Origin of the sequence: Curtobacterium sp. MCBD17_035, from assembly GCF_003234815.2 — a bacterium.
Taxonomy (GTDB): Bacteria; Actinomycetota; Actinomycetes; order Actinomycetales; family Microbacteriaceae; genus Curtobacterium.
In genome coordinates this window covers 38,862-52,890 of record NZ_CP126279.1, presented here as the reverse complement: position 1 = coordinate 52,890, position 14,029 = coordinate 38,862, and the positions used below count along the sequence as shown (strand labels likewise).

Below are 14,029 nucleotides of genomic sequence, written 5' to 3'. Positions count from 1 at the left end.
GGGTGCGTCTCGTCATCGCCCGCTGCTCCGTCGACTACGCCGGACGACTCTCGGCCCACCTCCCCCTGGCCACCCGGCTCCTCATGCTCAAGTCGGACGGCTCGCTCCTCGTCCACTCCGACGGCGGCAGCTACAAGCCGCTCAACTGGATGAGCCCGCCCTGCACGATCAGCACGGCCGAGCCCGACGAGGACCAGGCGGCCGCGGGCATCACCGAGGTCTGGACGGTCACGCAGAAGAAGACGCAGGACCGCCTCATCGTCAGCATCCACGAGGTCGTCTCGGACGAGTCCCACGACATGGGCGTCGACCCGGGGCTCGTCAAGGACGGCGTCGAGGCTCACCTGCAGCAGCTCCTCGCCGAGCAGATCGAGCTCCTCGGCGACGGCCACACGCTCGTCCGTCGCGAGTACATGACCGCCATCGGCCCCGTCGACATCCTGGCCCGCGACGCCGCCGGTGCCGCCGTCGCGGTCGAGATGAAGCGCAACGCCACGATCGACGCGGTCGAGCAGCTCACGCGGTACCTCGAGCTCATGAACCGCGACCCGCACCTCCGCCCGGTCCAGGGCGTCCTGGCGGCGCAGACGTTCGCGCCGCAGGCCCGCACCCTCGCCGAGGACCGCGGGATCCGCTGCCTCGTCCTCGACTACGACGCCATGCGCGGCATCGAGGGCGGGCACACACGCCTGTTCTGAACCACGCGCGCTCCGCGAGCGACGCGACGGGGTGGGGACGTGCCTCCCGGCCGGGAGGCCCCACCCACCACGGCCACGCAGCGCCCGTCCCATAGGCTGGAACCGATGTCCAGCCCGTTCTCCGCGATCCTGTTCGACCTCGACGGCACGATCTGCGACTCGGCGCCCGGGATCACGTCGAGCCTCACGTACACGTTCGAACGCATCGGGGTGCCGGTGCCGTCGCCCGCCACGCTCCTCAGCTTCGTGGGGCCGCCGATCCTCGACTCGTTCCGCAGCATGGGGATGGACGAGGACCAGGTCCAGCACACGCTGCAGGTCTACCGGGAGCACTACCTCGCCCACGGCACCCTCGACGCGCGGGTGTACCCGGGGATGCCCGAGGTCCTGCGGCGCGTGCACGAGGCCGGCGTGCCGACCTCGACCGCGACGAGCAAGCCCGAGACCCCGGCGACCTACATCCTCGAGCACTTCGGGCTCCTGCCGTACCTCGACGTCGTGACGGGCGCGAGTGACGACGAGGTCCGCAGCGCCAAGGCCGACGTCGTCGCCGAGGCACTGCGCCGGCTCGCCGCGCGCGGGGTCGACGTGTCGCGGCCGGTCCTCGTCGGCGACCGACACCACGACGTCGAGGGCGCCGCCGCCCACGGCGTCCCGGTCGTGTTCGCCGAGTGGGGGTACGGCTCCCCCGCCGAGGCCGCCGGCACGATCGCCCGGGCCGCCGAGCCGCTCGACCTGCTCCCCATCCTGCTGTGATGTCCGACCGCACCGGCGCCCGGGTCCGCGAGCGGGCCGCGTGGCTCCTGCCCGCGGCGATCGTGCTCATCGCGCTCAACCTGCGCGGTCCCGTCGTGGCGGTCGCCCCGGTCATCGGCGACGTCCGGCACGACCTCGGCCTGACCCCGACGGTCGCCGGGCTCCTCACGACGATCCCGGTGCTGTGCTTCGCGCTCGCGACCCCGCTGGCGTCGTGGGTGATCGCCCGCCTCGACCCGGAGCGTGCCGTGACGGCGTCGCTCGTCGGGGTGCTCGCCGGCACGCTCCTCCGTTCCGCCGGCACGTCGTGGGCCCTCGTCGCCGGGACGGCGCTCATCGGCATCGCGATCACGATCGGGAACGTCGTCGTGCCCGTCGTCATCCGCCGCGACTCCTCACCCGAGCGCGTCGGCATCGTGACCGGCGTCTACACGTCGGCGCTCAACGTCGGGTCGATGATCACCTCGCTCGGCACGGCCCCCCTCGCCGCGGTCGTCGGCTGGCCCGTCGCGATCGCGATCTGGGGCGTGTTCGTGCTCATCGCGGCTGCCGCGTGGTCGCGCGCGGTCGGCGTCCGCGCCGCACTCCGAGGTCCGATCACCGCGAGCGCCGAGCCGCTCCCGGTCACCGGCCCGATCGACCAGGTCCTCGTCCCGGAGACCCAGCGGCACGCCACCGCACCAGCCCCGGCGCGGCGGCTCGTCACGTGGGGCCTCGTCCTGGCGTTCGCGGGTCAGGCGTTCTCGTACTACGCCCTGACCGCGTGGATCCCGACGCTCCTGCACGACGAGATCGGGTTCGACACGGCCTCGGCGGGCGCGAGCTCCTCGGTCTTCCAGATCCTCGCGGTCGTCGGGGCCCTCGGCGTCCCCGTGCTCGCGTCCCGCTGGCGGCCCCGCTCGATCATCGTGCTCGTCAGTCTGTTCTGGCTCGCGATGCCGCTCGGGCTGCTCCTCGCACCGCAGCTCTGGCTCCTCTGGTCGATCTGCGGCGGTGCCGCCCAGGGCGGTGGCATCACGGTCGTGTTCATCATCGTCGTGCGGCTCGTGACGACCGACGCCGACGCGCGCCGCATGTCCGCGCTGGTGCAGGGCGGCGGGTACCTGCTCGGCAGTGCGGGTCCGCTCGTCGCCGGGACGCTGCACGAGGTCTCGGGCGGCTGGACCGTGCCCCTGCTCGTCGTCGTCGGTGCGGTGCTCGTGCTCGGGGTGTCGGGGACCATCGCGGCCCGGAACGTCGACTAGCGGCGTCGTGTCGAGGACCGTCCTCAGCCCGCCGCGAGCACCTCGCGCAGGGACATCGGGCGCCGCCCGGTCACCCGCTCGACGTCACCGCTGACGGCCGCGAGCGCACCCTCGGCGATCGCGGTGTACGTGCTCACCCAGGCGTCCGCCTGCCACGGAGCGGGGTCCCAGCGCGCCCGTGACGCGTACGCCTCGTCGAGCGTCTCGGGGTGGTAGGTCACCGTGCGGCCGCGGACGTCCGACACGATCGCCGCTGCCTCGGCCAGGGTGACGGCCTCGGGCCCGGTGAGCGCGTAGGTCGCTCCAGCGTGCTGGTCCGGGTCCAGGAGGACCGTGGTCGCGACCCGCGCGACGTCCGCGCGAGCGACCGCCGCCATCGCACCGTCCCCGGCCGGACCGCGGATGACGCCGTCCTCGCCGACGAGCTCCTCCACGAAGTCGAGGTAGAACGAGTCGCGGAGGAACGTCCACGTCATGCCTGACGCGCGGATCGCCTCCTCGGTGGCGTGGTGGTCGCGCCCGAGCGTGAAGGTGGCGTCGGGCGCCGCGCCGACGAACGACGTGTACACGACGTGGCGGACCCCGGCCCCGGCAGCGGCGCGGACGAAGGCGCGGTGCTGCTCGAGGCGGTCCTCCGCCTCGGCCGCCGAGACCATGAGCAGGACGTCGACACCGGCGAGCGCGGCACGAGCGGCGTCCGCGTCGGCGAAGGCGGCCACGGCGACCTCGGCTCCGGCGAGCCGGGGTGCCCGGGCTGGGTCGCGGACGACCGCGCGGAACGGTCGACCGCCAGCGGCGAGCGCCCGCGCGACGGCACCGCCGACGTGCCCGGTGGCACCGGTGACGGCGATGACGGGCTGGGGATCCGCCGTGCTGGGCGTCGTGTCGGACATGTGCCGGTCCTCCCGGTCGGGTGCGGTGGGGGTCAGGTGGTGACGACGAGGTCGGCGCGGTCGGCCGTCGGTTCGATGCGCCGGGCGTTCGCGCCGTCGACCTCGGTCGCCCAGGCCCGGGCCGCCGCGTGGTCGCGGCCGTGCCGCATGTGGCGTCCGACGAGCCGGTCGATCCGGACGGCGTCGTCGGTCCGGCAGAACCAGGTCTCGGTCAGGAGGCCCGGCAGCAGTGCCCACGGCTCGTCCCGGTCGAGCAGGTAGTTGCCCTCGGTGACCACGAGTCGCACGGCGCGTGGCACGGCGATGCTGCCCGCCACGGGCTCGTCGACCCGCCGGTCGAAGTCGGGCGCCCACGTGACGTCCTCGTCGGCGGCGACGAGCCGGCGCACGAGCGCGACGTACCCGGCGGCGTCGAAGGTGTCGATCGCGCCCTTCCGGTCGGACCGACCGAGGGCGGCGAGCGCGGTGTTCGCCAGGTGGAACCCGTCCATGGGCACCTGGACGGCGACGCCCGGCCCGTGCGCCGCGGTGACGGCGGCGACCACACGGCGCGCGAGGGTGGACTTGCCGGAGCCGGGGCTGCCCGCGATGCCGAGCACGGCCCTCCCGGCGGGCGGAGGGTCGGCGACGAGCGCGAGGGCCCGCTCCACCGCGGCCGCGACGTCGAGGGCGGCGGGGGTGGGCGGCATGTCGCAAGTCTCCCACCCGACGGTCCGGATGCCAGGGCGCGGGTCTGGTGCTCCGGCACGGTCGGAGGGACACTGTCGGCCATGATCGATGCGACGAGGGCGTTCAGCGGGTTCTCGGTGCGGGACACCGCCGAGGCGCGGGCGTTCTACGAGGACGTGCTCGGACTGTCGGTGCACGAGGCGAACGGCATGCTCATGCTCGAGGTCGGCGGCGGGACGCCCGTGCTCGTGTACCCGAAGGGCGACGCGCACGAGCCGGCGTCGTTCACGGTCCTCAACTTCCCGGTGCCGGACGTCCCCGCGACGGTCGCGGACCTGACGGAGCGGGGCGTGGTGTTCGAGCAGTACGAGGGGCTGACGGACGATTCGGGGGTGAACCGCCACGGCGGGCCGCTGATCGCCTGGTTCACGGACCCGTCGGGCAACGTCATGAGCGTGGTGGAGGACAGCTGAGCGCATCGACGGTCGCGGTGGCAAACTGTTCGAAGATCGAACGACCCCGGGGAGCATCGTGTCCGAGCCGACCGCCGACGACGACCGCACGCGTCGGGAGGACGAACGCATCGACGAGGCGATCGACGTCGTGGCGGCGTTGACCCGCGTGGAGGCGGCGGATGCGGCGCTCCGCTCACGGCTCCGCGCGCGGCTCGGTGTCGGGGGCACGGACCTCGTCGTCCTCCAGTTCGTCGCGCGGGCCGAGGCGGTCGGTCGTGCCGTCCGCGTCAAGGACCTCACGCAGCACGTCGGCATGACGAGCGCCGCGACGAGCGTCATCCTCGAGCGCCTGGAGGCTCGCGGCCACGTGCTCCGTGACGTCGATCCGACGGACCGCCGCAGCAAGTTGATCTGCCTGTCCGACACGACGAAGACCGCGATGCGGGAGGCGGTCGGGGAGACGCAGGACGCGTTGCGCGTGGTGCTCGACGAGCTGGGCCCGCGGGACCGCAAGCGCTTGGTGGGCCTGCTCGACCGGGTCGTGCGGGCGCTGGAACTCGGCGTGCCCCAAGGCTGATCCGGGGGCACGGGCCACCGCTGAACGACCGGGGTACCCCGGTCGGATTGTCCAATATTCTTTGCTTTTCCTCCTCCTTCCGCCTATCCTCGTCACTGCGCGGTCTCCCCGACTCGTCGCCCTGCGTCGAGGACCGACGGATGCCCGCGAGCGGCGAGGACACCACGGGAGCGATGGACACCACGACCGGTGCGGCGGCCACTCCCATCCGAATCGAGGCCCACGGCCTCGACGCCGACCAGGCCATGGACGACCTGCCCCGGCTCTACGCCGGCGCGGCCTGGTCCTCGGCACCGACGCGGGCGACGCCCTACCGCTACCGCTACGCCGCGATGGGCGACACGGACCTGACACTCCGGACCTCGCGCATGCACGGCGAGATCCAGGGCGACATCCCGCCGGGCGGCGACTACGTCGTGCAGTGGCTGACGGCAGGGCGGTCGACGGTCGACCTCGGCCACGACGACCTGCGCATGGTCCCCGGGCGGCCGCTGCTGTTCCCGGCGCATCGGTCCTTCGTGTTCCGGTTCACGGACTACGACCAGAAGCTCGTGCACCTGGGGCGTGACCACGTCGACCGCATCGCCCGCGAGCAAGGCCTCGCCGGCGAGGACCTGCGGTTCGACCACACGGCCGCCCCCACCGACGCCGCGGTCCGCAGCTGGCAGGGCACCGTGGGACTCGTGTCGAACACCATGCGCTCCGGCCCGGTCAGTCCCCTGCTGTGGGACGAACTCACGCGGATGACGGCGATCGCGTTCCTCGGGCTCTACCCGCCCCTCGCCGACGCCCTGCCGTCCGCGGTGCTCCTGCCGCGGAACGCACGGATCCGCGCCGCGGTGGAGTACGTGCAGGCCCATGTGCACGAGCCGATCGGCACCACCGAGATCGCGGCCGCGGCGCACCTCAGCGTGCGGGCGTTGCAGGAGGGCTTCCGACGCGTACTCGACACCACACCGCTCGGGTACCTACGGCAGGCCCGCCTCGACCGCGTCCACGCGGAGTTGCAACAGGGCGTACCGGGGACGACCGTCGCCGGGGTCGCGCAGGCGTGGGGCTTCACGCACCTCGGACGGTTCGCGGGGGCGTACCGCGCGCGGTTCGGGGAGCATCCCCGCGCCACGCTGCGCGGTTGAGCCGGGAGGGACGGGGCGGGACCCGCCACGTCCCTCCCGGCCGCGATCAGTCGCGTCCGGCGACGGCGCGGCGGATCCGCTCGATCGGCACCTTCGGCTCGCGCTCCGCGGTGAGCAGCCCGTTCGTCTCCTGCAGCGTGTCCGTGAACTGCGTGTAGCAGGACCCGGCGAGGAACGAACTGGCGCGGATGCCGTCGTACAGCGCGGTGATCCGGTCGACGTAGTCGTCACCGTCCACCGCGACGGAGTACCCCCAGGCGTCGTCCCGGTCGGCACCCGGCTGGTACTGGACGCCCCCGAACTCGGTGAGCATGACGGGCTGGCCCTGGTCCTCGGCGTCGCCGACCAGGATCCGCCGGCCGGCCGGGCCCATCCCGGCGAGCAAGCGGGTGCGGGCGGCGTCCTCGGCGTAGGTCGCGGCGAGGACCTCGCCCGAGGCCTCGTAGTCGTGCACGCTGAGGATGTCCGACGCGGCGTGCTCCCAGCCGTCGTTCGAGATCACGGGCCGTGACGGGTCGAGCGCCCGCGTGACGTCGGCGAGCGCCCGGGCGTACGCCTGCTGTGCCGGTTCGTGCGCGATGTGCTGCACGCCCCAGCTCTCGTTCGCCGGCACCCAGGTCACGATGCACGGGTGGGACACGTCGCGCTCGACGGCGTCCATCCACTCCCGCATGAGCCGCTGCACCGCCGTCGGGGTGAACGCGTAGGCACCCGGCGCCTCGCCCCAGACGAGGAGGCCGAGGCGGTCCGCCCAGAACAGGAACCGCGGGTCCTCGATCTTCTGGTGGATCCGGGTCGCGGTGAACCCGAGCTCCTTGATGAGCTCGACCTCACGACGGAACGCGGCCGGGCTCGGCGCGGTGAGGTTCGAGTCCGGCCAGTAGCCCTGGTTGAGCACGCTCCGGACGTCGTAGGGCCGGTCGTTGAGCAGGAACGCCCCCCGGTCGACCGCGACCGACCGGAACCCGAGGTACGACGCGACGACGTCCCCGGACCCGTCGGGGTGCCCGAGCACGACGGTGGCGTCGATGAGCCGCGGGGTCTCCGGCGTCCACACGATCTCGTCGTACGCCTGCCCGTTCGTCTGCCGCGCGACGGGGACGACCACGTCCACGGTCGTGGCGCCCGCCGGCACGACGACGGAGGCGCTGCCGAGGTCCTCGTCACCGTCCTCGTGGCGGAGCGACACCGACAGTGTCGTGCCCGCGGTCACCCGACCGGCGATCCGGACCGTGCCCCGGACCACCGAGCCGGGGAACTCGGTCTCCCACCGGAGCGCCGCGACCGACACCGGGGGGACCGCCTCGAGCCACACGGTCTGCCAGATCCCCGTGGTGCGGCGGTACCAGATCACGTGCGGGTGCTCGTGCCAGTCCTGTTTGCCGCGGGGCTGCGTGACGTCGTGCGGGTCGTCCTCGGCGCGGACGACCAGGGTGTGCGTGGTGTCGGTGGCGGCGTCGACGTCCGTGCCCGCGTCGAGCACGTGCGTCACGTCGAACGAGAACGGCGTGTGCCCGCCCTCGTGCTCGCCGAGGCGCACCCCGTCCAGCCACACCGTCGCGCGGTAGTCGACCGCACCGAAGTGCAGGAGCACCCGGGACGCGTCGGCCGAGCGCCCGGCACGCTCGAGGTCCCCGGCCGAGATGCTGCGCGCGTACCAGACCACGGGGTGGAATCCCGGCTCGTCGATGCCCGACGCGACCGACTCGGGCGGGAACGGCACCGTGATCGTGCGGTCCGTCGCCCCGTGCTCGGGCCGGAAGCCCGCCGACCAGCCCGCGCCCAGGCCCTCGTCGCCGTCGTCGTGGCGGAACGACCACGGCCCGTCGAGGTCGGCCCAGGCCGGACGGACGAGTTGCGGCCGGGGGTGGGTGCCGTCCTGGCGGCTCGCCGGTTCGGGGACGGACAGGGTCCGGGGAGCGGCTTCCTCGCCGCGCAGCGTCGTCATGGCGTCCAGTCTGCCGCAGCCGTTACAACGTTGTACAGGCGGTTGGCCGGCGCGCCGGTCTCGGTCCCGAACGCCGCTGCCGCCCCGGTCGGGACGCGCTGCAGGGAGCCGTCCGCCTGCTCCTCGAGCCGGACCAGCCCCATGCGGCGCAGCGACGGGGTCTTGCGCCCGCCGACGACCCGGGCGGCCACGACCTCGTCGGGCACCGCGAACTCCTCGACGTTCCGACCGCCGGACGCGTACGACCAGTCGACGAAGTCGAACAGGGGCCACCAGGTGTACCCGCGCAGGTCCATGCCGCCCGCCACGAGTTCCTGGACCGCGTGGACCGAGTCGCGCACCCAGGCCGTCCGGACCTCGTCCGTGCCCTCGATGCTCGTCTCCGTGACCATCATGGGCAGGCCGTAGCGCGCCTCGAACCCGCGCAGGCTCGTCACGAGCCCGTCGGTCCAGCGGTCCGTCGCGATCTGCACCACGTCGGTGCCGTCGGCGACGAGGGTCCGCGGGGACAGGTCGGGGTAGTAGTTGACGCCGAGCACGTCGATGCGTGCCGGGTCGGCCCGGAGACGCGCGAGCTGCTCGGGTGCGGCGCCGTGCTCGAGCAGCCACCCGTGCATGGGGTGCTGCACGCCGACCAGCCCGAGCACCAGATCCGTCGGCACGGTGCCGATCGCGGTCAGGTGCTCAGCCTCGCCCGCGAGGGCGGGGTCGTCCGTGGCGAACAGGGACGACGCCTCGACGTGCACGATGACCGCGGCCGGGTTGGCCGCCCGGATCGCCGCGACGGACCGGGTGATCCCCTCGGCCAGCGCGAGCGTCACGCGCACCCAGCCGTCCCAGCCGGTCAGCGCCGGCGGCCACACGCCGCGGAGGCCGCAGAACGACGCCGTCGTGACGGGTTCGTTCAAGGGTGTGACGTGGTCGACCAACCCGCGGTAGCGCGCCGCGAACGCACCCGCGAACGCCGCGACGACGTCGGGGTAGCGCGGGTCGGCGAACGAGCCGTCGAGCCAGGTCGGCGTGCCGTAGTGCACGAGATCGGCGATCACCGTCAGCCCGAGCTCCTCGACCGCGAACCGGAGCCGCTCGTCGAGGGTGCTCCAGTCGTAGGTGTCCGGCGCGGTGTGCACGAGCGGCCAGTTCACGCCGTACCGGACCGCCCCCGCGCCGAGGTCGCGCGCGGCGGTGAGGTCCGCGCGCCAGTGCTCGGTGTGCTCCGTCAGGTCGTACTCGTCGAGCGGCGCCATCGCGAAGTGCGCCGGCGGGTGGACCGAGGTGTCCTCGATCCCGAGGACCCAGGTGAAGTCGCCCATCACTTCAGTCCACTCGTCGCGACGCCGGCCACGAAGTACTTCTGTGCGAAGAAGAACGCGATCGCGATCGGGACCAGCGAGATGGTCGCACCGGCGAGCAGGATCGCGTGGTCGGTCACGTGCTGGCCGCCGAACAGCGTCAGGCCGGCCGGCAGGGTGAGCATGTCGTTCGACGTCGTGACGACGAGCGGCCAGAGCAGGTCGTTCCACAGGTTCATGCCGTTGAGCACGGCGACGGTGGCGATCGCCGGTTTGGCGAGCGGGAGCACGACCTGCCAGTAGATCCGCCAGTGCCCGGCGCCGTCGATGCGCGCCGCCTCGTCGAGCTCCGGCGGGATGCTGACGAAGAACTGCCGGAACAGGAAGATGCCGAACGCGCTCGTCGCCCGCGGGACGATGAGCCCCTGGTAGGTGTTCAGCCAGCCGAAGTGGAACAGCTCGACGAACACGGGGATCAGGGTCACCTGGAACGGCACCATGAGGGTCGCGATGACGATGACGAACGCGACGTTCCGACCGACGAACCGCATCCGCGCCAGGGCGTAGGCGCACATCGAGTCGAACAGCAGGGTCAGCGCCGTCGTCACGCCCGCGAACACGAACGTGTTGACGAGCAGCCGGACGAACGACAGCTGCTGCCAGACGCCGACGTACCCGTGCATGGTGATGCTCGTCGGGAACAGGCTCGCGGGGTTGTGGAACAGGTCGCTCTCGCTCCGGAACGACCCGGAGACCATCCAGATGAATGGCACGAGCGCGAACACGACCCCGACGCCGAGGTAGACCCACTTGAGCACGTCCACCGTGCGCACGGCGGGCCGCGGCCCGTGCTGCCTGCGCTGCGTGGGCGTGGACCGGTCGCCGCGGTCGTCGCCGCCGCGTGACGAACGGGAGGTCCGGGGCACGTCCGCCACGGAGGTGTCAGTCGACATCGTTGTACCTGAACAATCTGAGCTGGACGAGCGAGATGAGCATGATGATCGCGAACAGCACCCACGAGATCGCGGACGCGTACCCGGTCTGGTAGTCGACGAACCCGTCGCGGTAGAGCAGGTTGACCAGCGAGTCGGTGTGGAACACCGGGCCGCCGCCGGTCATGACGTAGACGAGGTCGAAGACCTGGAACGACTGGATGGTCAGGATCATCGAGGTGAACAGCAGCGTGGGCCGGATGCTCGGGATCGTGATCGACCACACCGTGGCCCACCGGCCGGCGCCGTCGAGCTGGGCCGCCTCGTACCGCTCGCCGGGAACGCCCTTGAGGCCCGCGACGAACAGGATCATGGCGAAGCCGACGCTCTTCCAGACCGACACGAAGATCACGGTCGGCAGGGCGAGGGTCGTCGACTGGAGCCACCCGATCGAGGGCAGACCGAGCGCCGCGGTGAGGCCGCCGACGAGCCCGATGTCCGGGTCGAGCAGGAACTTCCAGACCAGGCCGATCGTGACGAGCGAGACGATCGTCGGGAAGAAGAAGATCGACCGGACGATGCGCGTCGCGATCCCCTCGCCCTGGAGCGCCAGGGCCGACAGGAATCCGAACACGAGCAGGAGCACCACGGACACGATCGTGAACTCGAGCGTCACGCCGAGCGCGTTCCAGAACTGGTGGTCGTGGAACAGCTCGACGTAGTTGCCGAACCCGACGAACGGCTCCGTGCTCGCCCCGACGGTCCAGTCGAAGAAGCTGTAGTACAGCGACCGGAAGATGGGGAAGATCACGAACACGCCCAGGATCAGCAGGCTCGGCGCCATGAAGAGCCAGGCCGGCTGGAACCGGAACCGACGAGCGGTCGCGCGCCGGCCCTCCCCACCGCTGCGCGACCCTGGGGTGGTGCCGGCCCCGTCGCGCGTGCTGCGCGACGGGACCCGCTCCGAGGTGTGGCTGGTCACTGCGAGCAGCCCGTGAGGCCGTCGATCGTCTGCGCGGCGTCCTTGGTCGCGCTCGCGACCGAGGTCCCGCGCGTGATCTTGCCGATGAGCGGCACGTAGCCGTCCGAGTCGACCTTGGTCGCCTGGGGCACGTGCGGCAGGTACAGGCGGGCGTTGCCGACCTGCGACGCGAACACCGACACCGTCGGGTCGGCCGTGAGCTTGGCGTCGTCGGTCATGTCGGTGCGCAGCGGCGGGAACCCGGTCTTCAGCGAGAACTTCTCCTGCGTCGACTTGCTCGTCCAGTAGGCGAGGAACTCCTGCGCCTGCTTCGGGTACTTCGTCTTGGCCGACACCGACAGCGGCGCGGTCGACCCGAGCGTGACGGACGTGCCGTCGACCCCGGTCGGGATGGTCGCGATCCCGAGGTCGACGCCCGCGCTCTTGTAACCCGGCGCGGCCCACGGCCCGTTGATCTCCATGGCGGCCTTGCCCGCAGAGAACAGGGAGTCGGCCTCGGCACCCGTCTGCCCCACCGGGCTCACCTTGTCCTTCGCCACGAGGTCGGCCCACGTGGACAGGCTCTTCTGGCCGGCGCTCGTCTGCAGCACCGAGCAGCCCTTGCCGTTGACGATGTCGCCGCCCTCGAGCCACTGCAGGACGGGCCACATCTGGATCGTCTGGTTGTCCGCGAGCGAGATGCCGTAGTGGCCATCGGTCGTCAGCTTCTTCGCGTCCTGCGCGAGCTCGTCGATGGTCTTCGGCGGGTTCGTGATGCCGGCCTGCTGGAACAGCTTCTTGTTGTAGTACAGGCTCAGCGTCGCGAAGTTCGCGGGGATCCCGTAGAGCTTGCCCTTGTACGTGAACTCCTTGACGGTGCCGGGCGCGAGCTTCGAGGTGTTGATCTGGTCCTTGCCACTGCCGGTGTCCGTCAGGGCGAGCACCGAGTTCGTCTTGACGTACTGCGCGACCGCGTTCGGGTCGCTCGACACCGCGGCGATGTCCGGACCCTGCCCGGTCAGCCATGCCGACGGGAGCTTCTGCTGGATGGTGTCCCAGGGCTGCACGGTCATCTGGACCTTGATGTCCGGGTGGGACGCCTCGAAGTCCTTGACGATCTGCGCGTACCCGGGGCGGTCTCCACCGGTGAACCCGGTCCAGACCTTGAGGGTGACCGGTCCGCTCGCCGACGACGATGACGACGTCGAACAGCCGGACAGGGCCAGGGCCACAGCGGCGGCTCCGGCGGCGACGACGAGGGCCGTGTTGCGCTTCTTCATGGAACGCTCCTTTGCGTTGTGGACCGTCCTCGGGAGGGGACGGCACGGAGGTGGGATGTGATGGTGGGCAGGGGAACGGGTCTGAGGGGGACGGGGGCCGGCGACGTGCCGGTGGTCGGGCGGTTCAGTCCTCGGCGCGGTGCTCCGGGCCGCAGCCGCACGACTCGCGGACCACGATCGACACCGGGAGTTCGCGGTGGGTCGGACCGTCGCTCGTGCCGTCGACGAGGTCGAACAGCCGCTCCGTGGCCAGACGGGCCATCTCCTCGGCGGGGACCCGGACGGTCGTGATCGCGGGCGTGGTGACACGGGCGAGACCGAAGTCGTCGAACCCGACCACGGACACGGCTCCCGGCACGTCCACGCCGGCTGCGCGGAGCACCCGCATGCCGCCGGTCGCCATGTCGTCGTTCGCGAAGACGACGCCGTCGAACTCCTTGCCCGCGTCGAGCAGGGCCCGGATCGCGTCGGCACCGGACTCCTCGCCGAGGTCCCCCTCGACCACGAGCGCGTCGACCTCGACGCCGTGGACGCGGACGGCGGCGAGGAACCCCTCGCGTCGGTCGAGTCCGGTCTGGTGGTCGAGTGTGCCCGTGACGTGGACGAGCCGGCGGCGCCCGTGTGCGTCGATGAGGTGCTCGGTGATCCGCCGCGTCGCAGCGACGTCGTCGATCCCGACGCTGGCCGCATCGGGCAGGGACGGTGCGTTGCCGATGAGCACGACCGGGAGGCCCGACGCGACGAGCCGCTCCATGTTCCGGTCGTCGATCGCCGCGCTGGTGACGATCACGCCGTCGGCGCTCCGCGAGCGCATGACGCGCTCGTAGGCGGCCACGCCACCCTCCTCGTCCGCGTTGGTCGAGACGATCACCTGCGCGTCGTGCGCGCTGGCGGCCCGGGACATCCCGGTGAGCACGTGCATGAAGTACATGTGCCCGAACACGTGGTGCGAGCTGTTCGGGACGACGAGGGCCACGGCGCCGGCCCGCTGGTTCCGGAGCGCGCGCCCGGCGGAACTCGGCACGTACCCCAGCTCGTCAGCGGCGCGACGCACGGCGTCCCGGGTGGCGGCGCTGATGCGCTCGTGGCCGGACAGCGCCATCGAGGCGGCGGCAGCGGTCACGCCGACGCGCTGCGCGACGTCCTTGAGCGTCACGGACTTCGCCATCAGTGCCTCCTCGCACGGCT

14 protein-coding genes are annotated in these 14,029 nt (G+C 72.1%); 6 read left to right on the top strand and 8 right to left on the bottom strand.

All coding sequences use genetic code 11. The annotated features are described in order from the left end of the window. Positions 1-2: 2 nt before the first annotated feature. The 3 genes from nucS to DEI93_RS00245 all read left to right on the top strand — a co-directional run bounded on the left by nucS (position 3) and on the right by DEI93_RS00245 (position 2,698). Positions 3-698, top strand: coding sequence for an endonuclease NucS (gene nucS / locus DEI93_RS00255; RefSeq protein ID WP_111119584.1), 696 nt, complete (start codon positions 3-5; stop codon positions 696-698). A 105-nt stretch (positions 699-803) separates the two neighbouring features. Beyond that, positions 804-1,454, top strand: a complete 651-nt coding sequence (locus DEI93_RS00250; RefSeq protein ID WP_111011957.1) for an HAD hydrolase-like protein — start codon at positions 804-806, stop codon at positions 1,452-1,454. Then, positions 1,454-2,698, top strand: a complete 1,245-nt coding sequence (locus DEI93_RS00245) for an MFS transporter (RefSeq protein WP_111035733.1) — start codon at positions 1,454-1,456, stop codon at positions 2,696-2,698. Before DEI93_RS00250 ends, DEI93_RS00245 begins: the two co-directional genes overlap by 1 nt. A 23-nt stretch (positions 2,699-2,721) precedes the next feature. On the opposite strand, the gene DEI93_RS00240 is transcribed toward DEI93_RS00245, so the two are convergent. Together DEI93_RS00240 and DEI93_RS00235 are read right to left on the bottom strand one after the other, a co-directional pair. Beyond that, positions 2,722-3,591, bottom strand: coding sequence for an SDR family oxidoreductase (locus DEI93_RS00240; RefSeq protein WP_111119585.1), 870 nt, complete (start codon positions 3,589-3,591; stop codon positions 2,722-2,724). A 32-nt stretch (positions 3,592-3,623) separates the two neighbouring features. Further along, a complete protein-coding gene (locus tag DEI93_RS00235; RefSeq protein WP_111119586.1) occupies positions 3,624-4,280 on the bottom strand; it encodes a nucleoside/nucleotide kinase family protein in 657 nt (218 codons plus the stop codon). Between the two features lie 81 nt (positions 4,281-4,361). Between DEI93_RS00235 and DEI93_RS00230 the strand changes: the two genes are divergently transcribed. From DEI93_RS00230 to DEI93_RS00220, 3 genes are all read left to right on the top strand, one after another. After that, positions 4,362-4,733 (top strand): VOC family protein, encoded by a 372-nt coding sequence (locus DEI93_RS00230; RefSeq protein ID WP_111010363.1) that lies wholly within the window; start codon positions 4,362-4,364, stop codon positions 4,731-4,733. Between the two features lie 58 nt (positions 4,734-4,791). Then, positions 4,792-5,292: a MarR family winged helix-turn-helix transcriptional regulator gene (locus DEI93_RS00225; RefSeq protein ID WP_181436019.1), complete on the top strand. Its 501-nt coding sequence runs from the start codon at positions 4,792-4,794 to the stop codon at positions 5,290-5,292. Between the two features lie 140 nt (positions 5,293-5,432). Next, the gene (locus DEI93_RS00220) at positions 5,433-6,428 is read left to right on the top strand and encodes a helix-turn-helix transcriptional regulator (RefSeq protein WP_111049365.1); all 996 of its coding nucleotides are present in this window, start codon (positions 5,433-5,435) and stop codon (positions 6,426-6,428) included. Between the two features lie 46 nt (positions 6,429-6,474). Here DEI93_RS00220 and DEI93_RS00215 read toward each other — a convergent pair whose 3' ends face one another. The 6 genes from DEI93_RS00215 to DEI93_RS00190 all read right to left on the bottom strand — a co-directional run bounded on the left by DEI93_RS00215 (position 6,475) and on the right by DEI93_RS00190 (position 14,009). Next, positions 6,475-8,376, bottom strand: a complete 1,902-nt coding sequence (locus tag DEI93_RS00215; protein WP_111119588.1) for a glycoside hydrolase family 2 protein — start codon at positions 8,374-8,376, stop codon at positions 6,475-6,477. Beyond that, positions 8,373-9,689 carry a glycoside hydrolase family 1 protein gene (locus DEI93_RS00210; protein WP_111119589.1) on the bottom strand — a complete coding sequence of 439 codons (1,317 nt, stop codon included), beginning with the start codon at positions 9,687-9,689 and terminating at the stop codon, positions 8,373-8,375. The genes DEI93_RS00215 and DEI93_RS00210 overlap by 4 nt, the downstream gene beginning before the upstream one ends. Next, the gene (locus DEI93_RS00205) at positions 9,689-10,621 is read right to left on the bottom strand and encodes a carbohydrate ABC transporter permease (RefSeq protein WP_111035740.1); all 933 of its coding nucleotides are present in this window, start codon (positions 10,619-10,621) and stop codon (positions 9,689-9,691) included. Before DEI93_RS00205 ends, DEI93_RS00210 begins: the two co-directional genes overlap by 1 nt. Next, entirely contained in the window at positions 10,611-11,582 is a 972-nt protein-coding gene (locus tag DEI93_RS00200) for a carbohydrate ABC transporter permease (RefSeq protein WP_220037869.1), read from the bottom strand. Before DEI93_RS00200 ends, DEI93_RS00205 begins: the two co-directional genes overlap by 11 nt. Further along, positions 11,579-12,841, bottom strand: a complete 1,263-nt coding sequence (locus tag DEI93_RS00195) for an ABC transporter substrate-binding protein (RefSeq protein WP_111119590.1) — start codon at positions 12,839-12,841, stop codon at positions 11,579-11,581. The genes DEI93_RS00200 and DEI93_RS00195 overlap by 4 nt, the downstream gene beginning before the upstream one ends. 124 nt (positions 12,842-12,965) lie before the next feature. After that, positions 12,966-14,009 carry a LacI family DNA-binding transcriptional regulator gene (locus DEI93_RS00190; RefSeq protein WP_111119591.1) on the bottom strand — a complete coding sequence of 348 codons (1,044 nt, stop codon included), beginning with the start codon at positions 14,007-14,009 and terminating at the stop codon, positions 12,966-12,968. Positions 14,010-14,029: the final 20 nt, after the last annotated feature.